Source organism: Streptococcus sp. Marseille-Q5986, from assembly GCF_946902915.1.
Taxonomy (GTDB): domain Bacteria; phylum Bacillota; class Bacilli; order Lactobacillales; family Streptococcaceae; genus Streptococcus.
The window spans coordinates 53,593-69,887 of record NZ_CAMPPY010000008.1 but is presented as its reverse complement, the minus strand read 5'-3'; the positions used below and the strand labels follow the sequence as shown (position 1 = coordinate 69,887).

At 35.4% G+C, this 16,295-nt stretch carries 18 protein-coding genes and 4 pseudogenes; 17 read left to right on the top strand and 5 right to left on the bottom strand.

The features are described 5' to 3' along the window. The 8 genes and pseudogenes from OVN21_RS09475 to pezT all read left to right on the top strand — a co-directional run bounded on the left by OVN21_RS09475 (position 1) and on the right by pezT (position 4,394). Positions 1 to 1,086 (top strand): toprim domain-containing protein, encoded by a 1,086-nt coding sequence (locus OVN21_RS09475; protein ID WP_000401900.1) that lies wholly within the window; start codon positions 1 to 3, stop codon positions 1,084 to 1,086. 50 nt (positions 1,087 to 1,136) lie between these two features. Beyond that, positions 1,137 to 1,371, top strand: a pseudogene (locus OVN21_RS09470) (DUF5965 family protein). Beyond that, positions 1,368 to 1,751: pseudogene (locus OVN21_RS09465) on the top strand (DUF5945 family protein). The pseudogenes OVN21_RS09470 and OVN21_RS09465 overlap by 4 nt, the downstream one beginning before the upstream one ends. Before the next feature lie 37 nt (positions 1,752 to 1,788). Next, entirely contained in the window at positions 1,789 to 2,064 is a 276-nt protein-coding gene (locus tag OVN21_RS09460) for a hypothetical protein (RefSeq protein ID WP_267248232.1), read from the top strand. An 87-nt stretch (positions 2,065 to 2,151) separates the two neighbouring features. Next, positions 2,152 to 2,646: a DUF3990 domain-containing protein gene (locus OVN21_RS09455; RefSeq protein WP_267248231.1), complete on the top strand. Its 495-nt coding sequence runs from the start codon at positions 2,152 to 2,154 to the stop codon at positions 2,644 to 2,646. A 121-nt stretch (positions 2,647 to 2,767) separates the two neighbouring features. Continuing rightward, entirely contained in the window at positions 2,768 to 2,995 is a 228-nt protein-coding gene (locus OVN21_RS09450; RefSeq protein WP_267248230.1) for a hypothetical protein, read from the top strand. A 152-nt stretch (positions 2,996 to 3,147) separates the two neighbouring features. After that, the gene (gene pezA / locus OVN21_RS09445; RefSeq protein WP_267248229.1) at positions 3,148 to 3,624 is read left to right on the top strand and encodes a type II toxin-antitoxin system antitoxin PezA; all 477 of its coding nucleotides are present in this window, start codon (positions 3,148 to 3,150) and stop codon (positions 3,622 to 3,624) included. After that, positions 3,624 to 4,394: a type II toxin-antitoxin system toxin PezT gene (gene pezT, locus OVN21_RS09440; RefSeq protein WP_267248228.1), complete on the top strand. Its 771-nt coding sequence runs from the start codon at positions 3,624 to 3,626 to the stop codon at positions 4,392 to 4,394. Before pezA ends, pezT begins: the two co-directional genes overlap by 1 nt. A 334-nt stretch (positions 4,395 to 4,728) precedes the next feature. Here pezT and OVN21_RS09435 read toward each other — a convergent pair whose 3' ends face one another. Next, positions 4,729 to 5,625, bottom strand: a complete 897-nt coding sequence (locus OVN21_RS09435) for a tyrosine-type recombinase/integrase (RefSeq protein ID WP_267248227.1) — start codon at positions 5,623 to 5,625, stop codon at positions 4,729 to 4,731. A 90-nt stretch (positions 5,626 to 5,715) separates the two neighbouring features. On the opposite strand from OVN21_RS09435, the gene OVN21_RS09430 reads away from it, so the two are divergent. Further along, positions 5,716 to 6,681: a polyprenyl synthetase family protein gene (locus OVN21_RS09430; protein ID WP_267248226.1), complete on the top strand. Its 966-nt coding sequence runs from the start codon at positions 5,716 to 5,718 to the stop codon at positions 6,679 to 6,681. Positions 6,682 to 6,938: 257 nt separating this feature from the next. Here OVN21_RS09430 and OVN21_RS09425 read toward each other — a convergent pair whose 3' ends face one another. After that, positions 6,939 to 7,715, bottom strand: a complete 777-nt coding sequence (locus OVN21_RS09425) for a hypothetical protein (protein ID WP_267248225.1) — start codon at positions 7,713 to 7,715, stop codon at positions 6,939 to 6,941. Positions 7,716 to 8,074: 359 nt separating this feature from the next. On the opposite strand from OVN21_RS09425, the pseudogene OVN21_RS09420 reads away from it, so the two are divergent. The 4 genes and pseudogenes from OVN21_RS09420 (at position 8,075) to OVN21_RS09405 (ending at position 9,940) form a co-directional block, all read left to right on the top strand. Next, positions 8,075 to 8,540, top strand: a pseudogene (locus OVN21_RS09420) (helix-turn-helix domain-containing protein). A gap of 494 nt (positions 8,541 to 9,034) precedes the next feature. After that, complete coding sequence (locus OVN21_RS09415; RefSeq protein ID WP_267246958.1) at positions 9,035 to 9,298, top strand: transposase; 264 nt, start codon at positions 9,035 to 9,037, stop codon at positions 9,296 to 9,298. Further along, complete coding sequence (locus OVN21_RS09410; protein WP_323744061.1) at positions 9,295 to 9,813, top strand: transposase; 519 nt, start codon at positions 9,295 to 9,297, stop codon at positions 9,811 to 9,813. Before OVN21_RS09415 ends, OVN21_RS09410 begins: the two co-directional genes overlap by 4 nt. Beyond that, positions 9,797 to 9,940: a hypothetical protein gene (locus tag OVN21_RS09405; protein WP_267248224.1), complete on the top strand. Its 144-nt coding sequence runs from the start codon at positions 9,797 to 9,799 to the stop codon at positions 9,938 to 9,940. Before OVN21_RS09410 ends, OVN21_RS09405 begins: the two co-directional genes overlap by 17 nt. Positions 9,941 to 10,139: 199 nt before the next feature. Here OVN21_RS09405 and serS read toward each other — a convergent pair whose 3' ends face one another. The 3 genes from serS to OVN21_RS09390 all read right to left on the bottom strand — a co-directional run bounded on the left by serS (position 10,140) and on the right by OVN21_RS09390 (position 13,366). Continuing rightward, complete coding sequence (gene serS, locus OVN21_RS09400; RefSeq protein ID WP_267248223.1) at positions 10,140 to 11,414, bottom strand: serine--tRNA ligase; 1,275 nt, start codon at positions 11,412 to 11,414, stop codon at positions 10,140 to 10,142. A 213-nt stretch (positions 11,415 to 11,627) separates the two neighbouring features. Then, positions 11,628 to 11,999, bottom strand: coding sequence for a DUF956 family protein (locus OVN21_RS09395; RefSeq protein ID WP_267248222.1), 372 nt, complete (start codon positions 11,997 to 11,999; stop codon positions 11,628 to 11,630). A gap of 2 nt (positions 12,000 to 12,001) precedes the next feature. Continuing rightward, entirely contained in the window at positions 12,002 to 13,366 is a 1,365-nt protein-coding gene (locus OVN21_RS09390) for an aspartate kinase (RefSeq protein WP_267248221.1), read from the bottom strand. A gap of 281 nt (positions 13,367 to 13,647) precedes the next feature. On the opposite strand from OVN21_RS09390, the gene OVN21_RS09385 reads away from it, so the two are divergent. The 4 genes and pseudogenes from OVN21_RS09385 (at position 13,648) to OVN21_RS09370 (ending at position 16,210) form a co-directional block, all read left to right on the top strand. Next, positions 13,648 to 14,433, top strand: a complete 786-nt coding sequence (locus OVN21_RS09385; RefSeq protein WP_267248220.1) for an enoyl-CoA hydratase — start codon at positions 13,648 to 13,650, stop codon at positions 14,431 to 14,433. An 87-nt stretch (positions 14,434 to 14,520) separates the two neighbouring features. Beyond that, positions 14,521 to 14,954, top strand: a pseudogene (locus OVN21_RS09380) (MarR family winged helix-turn-helix transcriptional regulator). Further along, positions 14,954 to 15,928 carry a beta-ketoacyl-ACP synthase III gene (locus OVN21_RS09375; protein ID WP_267248219.1) on the top strand — a complete coding sequence of 325 codons (975 nt, stop codon included), beginning with the start codon at positions 14,954 to 14,956 and terminating at the stop codon, positions 15,926 to 15,928. Before OVN21_RS09380 ends, OVN21_RS09375 begins: the two are co-directional and overlap by 1 nt. 57 nt (positions 15,929 to 15,985) lie before the next feature. Further along, positions 15,986 to 16,210 (top strand): acyl carrier protein, encoded by a 225-nt coding sequence (locus OVN21_RS09370; protein WP_000257840.1) that lies wholly within the window; start codon positions 15,986 to 15,988, stop codon positions 16,208 to 16,210. The last annotated feature ends 85 nt before the right edge of the window (positions 16,211 to 16,295 follow it).

The following is a 16,295-nucleotide window of genomic DNA, read 5'->3' as shown; positions in this document are numbered from 1 at the left end:
ATGGAAATAGAAGAATGTAAGCAAATTTCAATTCTTGATGTAGCCAATCGTTTAGGTATCTCCTTTAAACAAGTTTCGAGCAGTGTCTATGAACATCCTGAACACGATTCATTTCGGATTTTTTCAACTACCAATACTTTTAAATGGTTTTCAAGAGATATTCAAGGTGATGTCATTGATTTTGTTCAACTTGTTAAGGGAATTTCCTTTAAAGAAGCTCTAGCCTTTCTTTCTAAAGAACCTTTTCAAAAAGAAGCTGTTCAAGAAAATAGAGAGAGACCATTTTATTATCCTTTAAAGAGAATAGAAGATTCTAACTGCAGTCTGGCCAGACATTACTTAACAGAATGTAGAGGAATTTCAGAAGAAATCGTACAAAAGATGATTCAACAAGGTTTGATAGCACAAGCCAGTTGGAAAACAAATGAAACAGTTGAACCTGTTATCGTTTTTAAAAGCTTTGATCATCGTCACAAGCTGCAGGCAGCAAGCTTACAAGGGATATATAAGAATCACTCTTTTCCAAGAGAGAGGTTAAAAACGATTCTAAAAGGAAGCCATGGACATGTTGGAATATCCTTTGACATTGGTAAACCAAATAGACTGGTCTTTTGTGAATCGTTTATCGACTTGATGAGCTATTACGAACTTCATCAACAAAATCTATTTGATGTTCGTTTGGTATCTATGGAGGGATTAAAAAGGTCTGTTGTTGCTTATCAAACTTTACGACTAATAGCTGAAGAAAATCAGAAGTTGGAATTCTTAGATACAGTAATACCTTCAAAGTTATTGCCTTTGATGAATACAATTCGTGATACCACCAGCTATTTTGATAATCATCCTGATTTATTGACACTTGCGGTAGATTGTGATGATGCAGGAAAAGATTTTTCTGATAAGTTATCTCAATCAGGATTTCCTGTTTTCCTGGATTTCCCTGATAATGAATCTGGGAAAGAAAAAGTAGACTGGAATGATGTCCTTAGAGAAAAGAAATCAGATTTACAATTGATGATCGAGAGTGCAAAAGAGACATTGAGGAATCAACCAGTAAGGCAAACCTCTCAATGTTTAGAATTGTGATAACAAAATCAAGATGTTTTAGCTAATATTAGAATGAAGGAGGATAGTATATGACCATTATTGAACGCTTAGAAGAAAAGGTCACTAGGCAAGAAAGCAAGGTAGCAAGAGAGACAGAAAAACTCGCTGCTTACTAGAGAGCAACTGGAGACAGCGATGTTTGCGACGTTCAAAAGGCGTCAAAGCATCAGTCACATGAGTTTTGAAGAAGATCTTGATCATGCCTTTGGTAAAGAAAGACAATTCGATGATTCTGAATTTAGAAAGGATGAAATGAGTGAATGACAAAAGATTGGAATTTTAATCAACCATTAGAAAGTAAATCAGAAAATCAAGAAGATCCAGATAAAATTGCGCCCTTATTTGGAAATCATCAAGGAGGTAATGATGTAAATTATGAAGCAGCTTTTCAAAAGCGAAAACAAGCACCTGTGACGGAATCAAATTCTAGTTCTAAACCCAAAGTTGCAGAGGTTAGAGCAGGAAAATAGACAGATATTACTGCAAGTTATCAGCAACATCTTAAAAGACTGATTGCGGATAACAATAGCGATATTCAAAGCAGTCAAAAGAAAATTGAAGAGCTACATACGTTGATTGACACAAAGAATAAAGACAATAAGAAATTGCAGTCCATTTATGATGCGATTTCCGAATTACACTAAGCAGTCCTGATAGGCTGCTTTTTTTGAGAGGTTATAGATGTTTACAACATTTTTTAAGAAAAATCACGACAATAGTGATGTATTTAAGAAGCTAATTCATAGACTATCGGATATGTCTGTCCAAGATCTTGAAAAAATAGACCGACTGCTAGATATCATTTTCACTCCAGATCAAGAATCAGAACAACTAAAAACAGAAGCAACTTACAGAGAAGAAATTTTGGACGACACATTAAAGGAAGCTAAGAATCAACTTCATAAGGAACAATTGGAGAAGAATCTAGAGAGATTTAGGAAAGATGGAATGAAATAAATAGTTTTATAAAATTTTCTTTTACTTGCATAAAGTCTTGTATTATACTTTTAGTATAAACTAGAGAAGGAATTAAATATTTTGGAGTTGACTACCAAGCAGGAAAAGCAACTAGGTCAGGCTCAGTGGTTTCATGCGTCATTGTTCCGACATTTAGAATCCTTAAAAAAAGGAATCGATGTCCAATTTAACTTAGGAAGTGAGCTAGACTTTGGACCTGGATTCTATATTACACCCGATTTTGAACAAGCTAGAAAATTTATCAATAAACAAGTTGAGGTATTAAATCGAAGTACCTCTAACAATAATATTTTTGACTCAAAGGAAGAAGTAGGAATTATAGTAGAATTTCGTATTTCAAATTTTGTAGAAATTTTTAAGAACCCTGACTATCATTGTCACTATTTTGCAAAACATAAAAAGTCAGAGTCAGATTTAGATTTTGCGGAATTTGTCTTTCAAAATCGGGAAAATCCAGATAAATTACAACACCATTTTGATTTTATCTATGGTGTTCAGACTGATGACAATCCAACCCAAGCTTTAGCTCGTTTCGTCAGAATGAAATTACAAAAGAAGTAATGCTTGATGAGTTTAGAAAACCCTATTCTTTTAAACAATTATCCATTCACAACCAATCTTTTTGTGATATAATGAAAATAGAGAAGGTTTATCAATCAAAAACAGGAGAGGAGTTGCAAAAATGGCAGTAGTATCATTGGAAAATAATATTAAACTATATAGTTCAGAATTATTTCATGCACTATTAAAAACCTCCAATTATAAATTGGATGAGCGTATTGCTCAGACTGTTGCAGAAGGCTATGCTCGTAATCTGGATTATTCTGATCCTGAACTGATGCATGTTGGTGTAACTTCTGTTGCTAACAATCTGCTTACAAAAATTAAACAAGAGTATTTTAATGTATAGTATTTTGAGAAAAGCCACCTAAAAAGGAATAACTCTTTAGGTGGCTTTTATAGAAGTAAAGTCTAGATAGAAAAACAAGAAATAACGCACCAATTTTGGTGCGTTCTGCTTTTTTATGCTATAATGGATTTAGAAAAATAAAGGAGTTTGCCATGATTGGAAAGAACATAAAATCCTTACGTAAAACACATGACTTAACACAACTTGAATTTGCCCGAATTGTAGGAATTTCTCGAAATAGCTTAAGTCGTTATGAAAATGGAACGAGTTCAGTCTCTACGGAACTAATAGATATCATTTGTCAGAAGTTTAATGTATCTTATATCGATATCGTAGGAGAAGATAAAATGCTCAATCCTGTTGAAGATTATGAATTGACTTTAAAAATTGAAATTGTGAAAGAAAGAGGTGCTAATCTACTATCTCGACTTTATCGTTATCAAGATAGTCAGGGAATTAGCATTGATGATGAATCTAATCCTTGGATTTTAATGAGTGATGATCTTTCTGATTTGATTCATACGAATATCTATTTAGTTGAAAATTTTGATGAAATAGAGAGGTATAGCGGCTATTTGGATGGAATTGAACGTATGTTAGAGATATCTGAAAAACGGATGGTAGCCTAATGGAAATCCAAGATTATACCGATAGTGAATTCAAACAGGCTTTAGCACGGAATCTTCGCTCACTGACAAGAGGAAAAAAATCCAGTAAGCAAGCTATAGCGATTTTGCTTGGAGGGCAAAGTGGTGCTGGAAAGACTACAATTCATCGTATTAAACAGAAAGAATTTCAAGGAAATATTGTTATCATAGATGGTGATAGTTTTCGTTCTCAGCATCCACACTATTTAGAGCTTCAGCAAGAATATGGCAAAGATAGTGTAGAATACACCAAAGATTTTGCAGGCAAAATGGTAGAGTCTTTAGTAACAAAATTGAGTCATTTGGGATACAATCTTTTGATAGAGGGAACTTTACGAACAGTTTATGTTCCAAAGAAAACGGCACAACTCTTGAAAAATAAGGGATATGAAGTACAATTAGCTTTAATTGTGACAAAGCCAGAACTGTCCTATCTAAGCACTCTTATCCGATACGAAGAACTGTACGCTATCAATCCAAATCAAGCACGCGCAACTCCAAAAGAACATCATGATTTCATTGTAAATCATCTAGTTGATAATACACGACAATTGGAAGAATTGGCTATCTTTGAAAGAATTCAAATTTATCAACGAGATAGAAGTTGTGTATATGATTCAGGAGAAGATAAAATTTCAGCAGCAAAAGTGCTACAAGAATACCTCTTCGGAAAATGGAGCAAGGTAGAGGAAGAGATGTTGAAGGTGGGAGAAGAAAGATTGGAAGATTTAACTAATCGAAATGATTGTTAGATCACGAATTTTAAAATATAGTCTATTTAGGATTGAAAAAAGTCTTTAAAATCAGAAAAACGTATAGTATTAGGTGTTGAAAAAACTTGATACTATGCGTTTTCTTGTAGGAAGATTTACTCCATTTTTTGAGATTGAGTTTTTCCTCATCTATATTTAAGGATATTTGAAGGTTATATTTTAGAAAAACAATTATGGAGTTCATAGTATAAATACTGATTCAAAGTGGAGTTTTGTATGCTTTTTGCTTTTGTTGAGTATAAAATCTATTAACTAGAGTCAAACTACAAACATTAATTTAAGATGAAGTAAACTGTAACCTTCGAAATGTCTCTTACTCGATTTCAGAATGAATCACTGACATAGGATTGAAAGAACTAAGTATTTCTTTTTGTTTTGAATGAGATACGTGAGTATAGATTTGTGTGATTGATATAGAACTATGTCCAAGAATTTGTTGAATATATCGAATATCTACATCACTATCTAGAAGCATTGTTGCAAAGCTATGTCTAAACATATGTGGTGTAATAGTTTTAGATAAGCTATTTTGTTCAACGATTCTCTTTAAAATTAAACGTACACTTTGCTCTGACAATGGTTTAGGCGAATGTTTCCCTGGAAATAGGAAATCATTAGATTCCTTTCCGGTTTTATTTATATATGTTTCTAATAAATTGAATGTTTTTTGATCTCCTAAAAATAGGATACGTTCTTTCTTACCCTTTCCTATAATATAGAGTGTCTTATTGGAAAGATTAATGTCTTTGAGATGAATGTGGCAAAGTTCAGAAATTCTGATGCCTGTTGAAAGTAAAAGTGAAATAATTAGTAGATTTCTTTCAGCGTGTTGTTTTTGATAGTCAGTTTTAGATACAATTACTTTCTGTTCTAAATATATAAAAATGCTTTTCAGAATGTCATACGGAATCGTTTTAGGCAATACTTTTTCAGTTCTAAATTGAAAGCGCAATTGATTGAAGGGATTCTCTTCAATTATGTTCTGGTATTTTAGATAGTTATAAAACACCTTCATACAAGCAATTTTTCTTCTTAATGTATTCGTTTTTATGTTAGATTGTGTCAACTGTTCTATATAGGATTCGATATTATCATAGTCTGAGTTATAAAATTGCATAAGATCATTCTTATAAGCGCGAATCGTGTGTGAACTCAAACGCTTATGAGTTTTGCAATAATCTAAGTAAGTAGAAATAAGTTTATAATCCATAAAAATCTCCTTTATCAATAATCATGCTATTATAAACTTATTTGGGTGCTTTGTATAGTGATAATAAATTGTTATCGGTAGGAAAATACTATGGAAAAGACACCAATAATTACGTTAAATAGTGAAGAAAAAGATTTTTTGTTCCGTATTGATTCTAAGATTAAATCAATACTGTTTGAATTACCAGTACAATATCATGAAATACTTCAAGTAGTGAATGGGAGCCGTTTTAGACCGTTATTGACATATTATGGCTATAAGTTGTTTTCTGAAAATCTAAATGAAAAAGTTTACAAATCTGCAATAGCTATTGAGTTAATTCATAAATCCTCTATTATTATTGATGATATTATCGATCAAGACGATAAAAGGCATGGCATATACACAGTACATAAGCAATATTCTATCAACGAAGCCTTAGTAATCACAGTTTTTTTATTAGGAAAGTGTATTGAATTATTATCTGAAATTGATGATTCTACAATTAGGGTATTTAGCCATATGATTATTAGAATGTGTCAGGGAACAATGCAAGAATTGAATATTGATATGAATGTAAGTATTGATAAAATACAAGAAATCTTAGATAACCAAACTTCACAAGTTATTCAAAATTGTTTAGTGATTGGCATGAAATCATATGATCCTGAATTAGACAATCAACATTTAGCAATTATTGGTTATAAATTAGGCTACTTATTTCAATTACTAAATGATTGCGAAGCATACTTTAATCCTGAGTTCACTGTAAAATACAAAGGGAATTATAATTTTGATGTTAATAAAAGTAGGAAAAATTTATGTTACGTTTACCTTGAACATTTTCTCTCTAATAAAGAAAAAATGAGACTTCAGAATAAAGATAAGGTGACTAATATAGAAATTTTATTGAATAAGTATAATATGTTAAAACATATAAAAAATGAAGTTTCGTTAATTGAGTTTGATATTAAAAAACAATGTGAAGTTTTAGAAAAAAATCACTCTATGGAAAGGTTAAATTATTTTATTGATTATTCAATTAAATTAGCGAAGGTGAGAGCGGGGATTTATTAAGATAAAAGAGCAGAGATTGGAATTCTCTGCTCTTTTAACAACACTAATTTTGTGATAAAAATGGTTGAAGTAACCTATATAGATTTATCAAAATGGGGATGTAACCTATCGGATTGAGTGTTTTTCCATTGAATAACTGTGGAAAGTTCGGGGAATCTTTATAGAGTTTAAATAGTTCAATATAATCTTTATTAAGTTGTTTATTACTGTAATCAATAATATCATATTCCTTTAGTTGCATTCTTTTTATTTTTTTATTATCTCTTTAATATATTTTTTCCAAAGATAATCAAAAAATAAATAACCAAACCAATCAGTATAAAAATTATTCCCCAAGTAATTATAAATACTAAGTTATTAGCTGTATCTATTACTAATGTATTCCCAGTAAATTTAATAGCAGATAGTGGGGTTGTTAAATAGAATAGAGCAGTATAAACAATACCTAAAATTCCAAAATAATTACTAAATGAACTCATATTATCGGTAAATTTAACTATCCAATCAGATTCAGATGGATTATGTAGGGAAATGGGTACTAATGAAATAAAGTCTAATTTTGAAATTTTCCTTAATGTGAAAATATAAAGTATATACTTTATATACAGTTGTATTGCAATAAATACAGTTAGAATTAAAGTGATTGCACCATAGATTGTAATTAGCTCCTGCAAGATAAGAACCTTTAATAATACTAGTGAAATGAAATAAATTAAACCAATTACAAAACAAATAGATATACTATACCATTTGTTTAGATAACTATTATTTTTGCTGAATATTGAAAATAGTGGAAAATTATTGACTTTAGTACCTGAAATAGATGTTTTAAGGATTATTTCTTTTTTCATTAAATTTTGATATGTGATAATCTGGGTTAACAATAGAGAATTTACTCCGAGAACATATATATAATTGTATCTTAGTGATGAATCAAAAATTGATACTATAATTCCAATAAAAACCCAACAAGTAAAAATAATTGTCCAAAAACATTTTTGAGATAGAATTTTATCAATTATTTTTATTTCCATAGTATTTTCCTACCGATAACAATTTATTATCACTAGTATACCATAAATTCATTTTTAGTTGTTTGATTTGTATAATGATTTTTTTAGTTAGAATTAAATAGCAAACTATAGTATTGGCCAACTATGGCTTAAAACACTGTTTTAAAATTATATCTAATACTTTTGAGTTAATTACAAACTTACAACAACGTGATATTTGTATAGTTTGAAGAAAACAAGTACAAATTTATTAGAAAAGCAACATTTTATAGAATTATCACGAAAAATTTTAATTTTAGAATTATATGTTCTATTGATTTAGAATCTGTTTTTTAATTTCTAAATGTTATAATAGTATTATCGAGTAAAAGAAGCATGCCATGATTGGAAACAATATAAAATTCATACGAAAGGCACATGACCTGACACGTCCAGAATTTGCACGAATTATAAGCATTTCACCCAATAGCCTTAGCCGTTATGAAAAGGGAACAAGTATAATTTCAACAGAATTAATAGACACGATCTGCCAAAAATTCAATGTATCGTATGTGAATATTGTTGGGAAAGAAAAAATATTAAATCTAGTGGGAAAATAATAAACTGACTTTAAAAATGGAGATTGTTAAGAAACGTTGAACAAATCTCCTAACTCATCACTATTGTTATCAAGAAAGCCAGAACCTCGTCTTTAATGATGAGAGCAATCACTGGATTGTAATGAGCGGCGCCTTATCTGATATGGTGAATACCAACATTTATCTAGTGACTACTTTTGAAGAGCTTGAGTGTTACAGGTGCTACTTGGACGGTATTGAGTACATACTAAAAACATCAGAAATGTGAATGGTAGCTTAATGAGTTTATATGATTATAGTGAGAATGAGTTTGACTGTGCCTTAGGTCGAAATGTTTGCACACTGACGAAAGGAAAGTGAATGAGCCAAAATCCAATAGCTATCTTTCTCCATGGAAAAAGCGAACTAGAAAGACAATTGTCCATTGTATCAAGCTCAAAGAGTTTCTGTTTGGTGAGTGGAGTAAGGTAAGAAGTAAATGTTGAGACTGGGGGAAAATAAATTGAGAAAATTTTAATTAGTCATGCTTTATGTTATATCAAATAGCAAGAGAGGGGAACACCATGAAATTAAGAGATATATTAGACAAAGAAATTGAAGAGATTGTTACAGAGTTTCAAAATAGAGGAATAGTATTTGAAGATTAATTTAAAGTAATGACTTCAATGTTTTGTAAGCAATATTCAAATGAGCTATTCCAATTATTGGAAGAGGAAATAGGATTAAGAATCTGTATTCACAAAAAAATGTTAAACTAAAGATGTGATACGAAAAGCATATGATACCGATTTAACCGATCAAGAATGGGCTAAACTTGAACCCTATTTCTCCCAACATCGCACCTATAAGTGGGCTAAACGAGAACTCGTGAACGCCACCTTGTATATCACTAAAACAGGTTGCCAATGGCGTATGCTCCCTCATGATTTCCCTCCTTCCCCAACTGTCTGGAGTTTCTTTCGTCGTGCCAGAGAGAGCGGCTTGTGGGACACCATTTTGACGGAACTGGTTAAAAAAAGCGACTGAAAGCTGGTAGAGCAGCCCCTCCAACCTATGCTATCATTGATTCTCAAAGCGTGAAAACAACAGATGCTGCAGAGGAACGTGGGATTGATGGCGGTAAGAAAGTCAAAGGGAGGAAGCGCCACATCCTTGTGGATACTATGGGAAATCTTCTTGATGTGGTGGTTCATGCAGCTCATTTGCACGACACAAAATCAGGCTTTTTAGTGGCTCGCAAAGTGATGCTACAATTCCCAACCATCAAGGCTTTTTCAGCCGATGCTGGTTATCGTAAAAGCTCTGAGGAGATGATGGTGAAGGAGTTTGGTTGCCCAGTAGATATTTCTGAAAAAATCAAGGACAGCTGGCAAATCATCCCCAAACCTTGGGTTGTTGAGCGAACTTTTTCTTGGTTGAATCACTCTCGAAGATTAGCTAAGGATGTTGAAAAATCCGTATCGTCAGAGCTTGCTTTTGTCAAACTTTCACACATTAATCGGCTTTTAAAGGCTCTATCATTTTGTGAATACAGGTTCTGAATCAGCTCCTCAAAAGGGACTGTATATGAATGAAGGCTATCAGCACTTAAAAAATAAAGAATGCCAGGCGCTTTTATCTCCCCAAGGTAGACAGATTTTCGCTCAACGCAAGATTGTCTTTGGATAGATAAAGGCTTGTTTGGGGTACAAGAGAGGGAATCTGAGAGGGATGCGTCAAGTGAGAATTGACATGGGATTGGTACTTATGGCAAATCAGCTCCTAAAATACAATAAGAGAGCCCTTAAAATGAAAAAGCTAGAGTTCTGCAATTGGAAATCTCTAGCTTTTTTGTGGTTGAGAACTATTTTGTCCTAGGTTCTTATTTTTATGGTTTGATAACTTCAGCTCCCCCCATGTATGGACGAAGAACTTCTGGAATGGTCACAGAACCATCTGCGTTTTGATAGTTTTCAAGAATGGCAGCTACTGTACGTCCAACTGCAAGTCCAGAACCGTTCAAGGTGTGGAGCAATTTAACCTTGCCATCTGCTTCATCACGGTAACGGATTTGGGCACGACGGGCTTGGAAATCTTCTGTATTTGAACAGCTTGAGATTTCACGGTAATTGTTTTGTGCTGGAATCCACACTTCCAAGTCGTAAGTCTTCGCAGCTGAGAAGCCCATATCCCCAGTAGAGAGGGCAACGACACGGTATGGAAGGTTGAGTTTTTGAAGGATATTTTCAGCGTTGGCTGTCATTTTTTCCAATTCTTCGTAAGACTCTTCTGGTTTGGCAAATTTAACCATTTCAACCTTGTGGAATTGGTGCAGACGGATCAAACCACGAGTATCACGACCAGCAGAACCAGCCTCAGAACGGAATGAAGGACTCATAGCAGTGAAGTAGATTGGCAAGTCTTTACCGTCTAGGATTTCATCACGATAGTAGTTTGTTAGGGGAACCTCAGCTGTAGGAATAAGGACGTAATTGCTGTCGCTGAGTTCAAAAGTATCTTCCTTGAATTTTGGATATTGACCAGTACCAAACATAGAATCATGGTTAACCATGTAAGGTGTGATGACTTCAGTATAGCCTTCTTTACCATGCTCATCCAACATAAAGTTGTAGATAGCACGTTCCAAACGCGCACCGAGGCCTTTATAGAAGAGGAAGCGAGCACCCGTTACCTTACCACCGCGTTCCCAGTCAAGGATACCAAGGTCTTCACCGAGATCCCAGTGAGCTTTAGGTTCGAAGTCAAATTCGCGTGGAGTACCCCAACGGCGAACTTCCACATTGTCATCTTCGTCAGCTCCGATAGGAACACTGTCAGCTGGAATATTTGGAAGAGTAGTGGTAAATTCTGTCAATTTAGCATCGATTTCTGCCAATTCAGCATCCAAGGCTTTGACTTCAGCAGATAGGTTTTGCATCGCAGCAATCTTGTCATCTGCATTTTCCTTGTTGCGCTTAGCTTGAGCAATTTCAGCTGAAACTGTATTACGTTCTGCTTTTAAAGTTTCAACCTTGACCAAGATGTCACGACGTTTAGCATCGATTTCTTTCATCTCATTCAAGACAGCAGCATCTACACCACGTGTAGCCAATTTTTCTGCAACAGCATCAAAGTCTGTACGAATGCGTTTGATATCTAACATAAAAACTCCTTTATGAAAAAAGCACACCTGACAAAGCGTTGGAGTGGCAGAGCCACGGTTCCATCCAACTTCACAGGTGTGCACTTGATTGCGTATGTAATTGTGAATAACGGTAGAATTTCACCTATCCCTCCTATCTGCTCGCAGCACCCGCAGACTTTCTGAAAGAAGGAGATAACCTACTTATCCGTTGCTATGATTATACTAAAGTTTCTACTTTTTTGCAAATAGATTTTTAAATTTTTGGCTAATTGTCTGAATTAGGGTAGGAAGTTTGACGACCTTGTCATTTCCCAGTTTTTCGCGTGCAATTTTGAGAATGGCACCTGAGTCTTTTGAGGCAAAGAGGAATTTTCCTTGATCGGTGAAGACTTCGAAGTGGCGACTGATTTTGTGACCAGTTACGTTAGCTCCAATTTGCTGAATACTGGACCAGGGAATTTGGATATATTGTTCGACATTGACATTAGGATAAAACTCTAAGGCTTGATCTCCAACTAGAAATTTTCCGACTTTTCCAGAGATGGAAAGATAGGATGTTCCGGTGGTTTGTAGGTTAATGACTTTATTGAGTGATTGGACCATGATTAGTCTTCCTTACTTTCATCGAAAAAGGCGTGATAGAGAGCCTTGATAGCTGCCTTTTCTTGCTCTTTATTGACAACAAACATGATGGAAACTTCACTTGAGCCTTGGGATATCATCTGGATGTTGATCTTATTTTTAGATAGAGCGCGTGTTGCAGTAGCTGTTACACCAATGTGGCTCTTCATCTTTTCTCCGACAATCATAATGATTGAAAGGTCGTGTTCGATTTCAGCATAGTCCACTTCGGCTTTTTGAACTAACTGACGCAGAATTTCTTCCTCCTTGATAGGAGTCAATTCACGGGAACGAAGGATGATTGAAAGATCGTCGATACCTGTTGGCATATGTTCCCAACCAATGTTAAGATCTTCAAGGATTTGAAGAATCTTACGACCGAATCCAACCTCGCGGTTCATGAGGTATTTTGACATGTTGATGCTGACGAATCCAGAATCACCAGCGATTCCAACGACTGGGAATTTATCGCTACTGTGTTTCAGAACGATACGAGTTCCTGGGTGGTCAGGATTGTTGGTGTTTTTGATGACAAGAGGGATTTTTCCACGATAGGCAGGAAGAAGGGCTTCGTCATGAAGAACTGAAAATCCAGCATATGCCAACTCACGCATTTCACGGTAGGTTAATTCAGGAATGGAGTGTGGTTGGTGGATAATACCAGGGTGGGCTGCAAAGATACCATCAACGTCTGTAAAGTTTTCATAGAGGTCTGCCTTAACACCGGCAGCAATGATAGAACCTGTAATGTCTGATCCTCCACGTGAGAAGGTACAGATTTGATTTTCCTTAGTAACTCCAAAGAAACCAGGAATGACAAGGACTTCATTTGCATTTGTCAATTCTTCAATCTTGTCATAACTTGATGGAATGATGCGAGCGTGACCAGGTTCACTTGTGACCACAATACCAGCTTCTCTAGGGTGAACATAGCGTGCATCAATCCCATTTTGATGAAAGTAGGCTGCGATCAATTTAGCATTGTTGTTTTCACCCGCTGCTAGGAAAGTATCGTAGAGAAATTCATTTTCTTCAATAGGAAGAGTGGTCAAGGCGCGAATGCTTTTTGAAATTTTTTCTAGCACAGCTGGTTTCAGTCCTAATTCACTAACCATAGCAGCATAGCGGTCGATAATCCAGTTTTGACTCTTGCTAATATCGTTACCAGCAACATAGTCGCGGTAGTATTTAATCAAGGCATCCGTAACCTTAGTATCTTCAGCATTGCGTTTACCAGGCGCAGAAACGATGACAAAACGACGTTCTTTATCACTTTTAACGATGTTTAAAACTTTTTCTAATTGACTAGCAGAGGCAAGCGAACTTCCACCAAATTTTACAACCTTCATAAGGACTCCTCAAGTAAGTATTTTATACGATTATAGCAGAAAGAGGGGCATTTTTCAATGAAGAAAATAGCTCCCTATCATAATAGAAGTAAATGCTAACTTATTCTGAAAAGCGACAACAGTTTAAAAGTAAGAGAGTCAAATTCTATTTACACTCATAAACGATAGGGAAATAATCAGCTGAGACACTTTCCTTTAGTTTTTCCTTGCATCTTTATCTAAAAAAGGTATACTTTGAAAATGAAATAATTTTATTTCCTTATAGAAGAGAAGGAGAAGCTATGAATCATATCCTATATCAGATCGTAGATGATCTGGCTATCATTACTTTGAATCGTCCCGAAGTGGCAAATGGTTTCCATATCCCAATGTGTGAGGAGATTTTAGAAGCGTTGACCCTAGCAGAACAAGATCAAGCTGTTCAGTTTATATTGATAAACGCGAATGGTAAGGTCTTTTCAGTTGGGGGAGATTTAGTTGAGATGAAACGAGCAGTGGATGAAGATGATATCCCTTCTTTGAATAAGATTGCAGAATTAGTCAATACAATTTCTTTTAAAATCAAGCAAATTCCTAAACCTGTTTTGATGGAGGTTGATGGAGCGGTTGCAGGTGCGGCGGCAAATATGGCAGTAGCAGTTGATTTTTGCTTGGCGACTGATAAGGCAAAATTTATCCAAGCCTTTGTTGGAGTTGGATTGGCGCCGGACGCTGGTGGGATTCATCTCTTGAGTCGTAGTATCGGGGTAACACGAGCTGCACAACTTGCTATGACAGGAGAAGCCTTGACTGCTGAAAAAGCACTGGAATGGGGCGTAGTATACCGCGTTTGTGAAGCTGACAAATTAGAAAAAACAAGAGAACAAGTTCTGAAAAAATTAAGACGAGGTTCAGCAAACTCATACGCAGCGATTAAAAAGTTAGTTTGGGAAAGTCAATTTAAGGATTGGCAAGATTATGCCGAATTGGAATTGAAACTGCAGGAATCTTTATCTTTAACTGAAGATTTTAAAGAAGGGATTCGAGCACATTCTGAAAGAAGAAGACCAAAGTTTTCAGGAAAATAAAAAAATACTTGCACAATTCTTTGAAGTTTGTTATACTTTTTCTATCAAATGTTTTGATTGTGAAAGTTTTTTGAGGAGGGAAAAAGTTTGGACTACCAACAAGTAAATGATTATTTAACATCTATTTTCAATAACGTCCTTGTGATTGAGGAGGCTAGCTTACGAGGTAGTCGATTCAAAGACACTCCATCAAAGAAATGCACACGATTGATGTGATTGGGAAGTTCCCTGAGGCGACGCCTAGTAAGGTTTCCAAAGAACTGATGGTGACCCTGGGAACAGTTACGACGAGCTTGAATAACCTAGAAAGAAAGGGTTACATTGAGCGTATTCGTTCTGATCAAGACCGTCGTGTGGTCTATCTGCATTTGACAAAGAAAGGTCGTTTGCTTCACCGCCTTCACAAACGATTCCACAAGGCAATGGTTGAAAGAATTATTGATGGCATGAGTCCTGAGGAAAAGAAAGTCATGGGCAGAGGATTGACGAACCTTTATCAATTTTTGGAGGATTTGAAATAATGGCCTTTGCTAAAATAAGCCAAGTTGCTCATTATGTTCCAGAGCAAGTGGTCACTAATCATGACTTGGCTCAAATCATGGATACAAACGATGAGTGGATTTCAAGTCGGACAGGAATTAAACAGAGACATATCTCAAAAACGGAGTCTACAAGTGACTTGGCGACAGAAGTTGCTAAGAGTTTGCTAGCTAAAGGGAGCTTAACAGCAGACCAGATTGATTTTATCATTGTAGCGACGATTACTCCAGATTCGATGATGCCTTCTACGGCAGCTCGGGTTCAGGCAAATATCGGAGCTCATAGAGCTTTTGCCTTTGATTTGACGGCAGCTTGTAGTGGCTTTGTATTCGCTCTCTCAACTGCTGAAAAGTTTCTAAGTTCTGGACAGTTCAAGAAAGGGATTGTTATCGGGGCTGAAACCTTATCCAAGGCAGTTGATTGGTCTGAACGTTCGACAGCTGTTCTCTTTGGAGATGGTGCTGGTGGCGTTCTCTTGGAAACGAGCGAAACACGGCACTTCCTTGTGGAAAGTCTCTATACAGATGGCTCTCGGAGCGAGTGTTTGACCTATGGTCAAACGGCTTTGGCTTCGCCTTTTTCAGATCAAGAAGCAGTTCCTGCTTTTCTGAAGATGGATGGACGAGCAGTTTTTGATTTTGCAAATCGTGATGTTGCTAGATCGATCAAAGAAACCATTGAAAATGGTCCAATCGCAGCATCAGAATTGGATTATCTCTTGCTTCATCAGGCAAATATCCGTATTTTGGATAAGATGGCTAAGAAAATCGGTGTAGACCGAGATAAGCTTCCTGCCAATATGATGGAGTATGGGAATACCAGTGCAGCAAGTATCCCGATTTTGCTCTCAGAGTGTGTGGAGAATGGCATGATTCGTTTAGATGGCAGCCAGACGATTCTCCTATCAGGCTTTGGTGGAGGTTTGACATGGGGCACACTCATTCTTACAATCTAGGTAATCATGTGGTAAGCACATAGTTATAATTTTTATATATTTTAAAGGAGTCCTATCATGGCAGTATTTGAAAAAGTACAAGAAATTATCGTTGAAGAACTTGGAAAAGACGCATCAGAAGTAACACTTGAATCTACTTTTGATGATTTGGATGCAGATTCATTGGACTTGTTCCAAGTAATCTCTGAAATCGAAGATGCTTTTGATATCCAAATCGAAGCAGAAGATAACTTGAAAACAGTTGGTGACTTGGTTGCCTACGTTGAAGAGCAAACAAAATAATTAACATATTACTAAAAGGAGTAGGGGAGACCCACTCCCTCTTGTTTAGGTAATAGTTTGAAGTTCAAATGATAAACTTATCGAA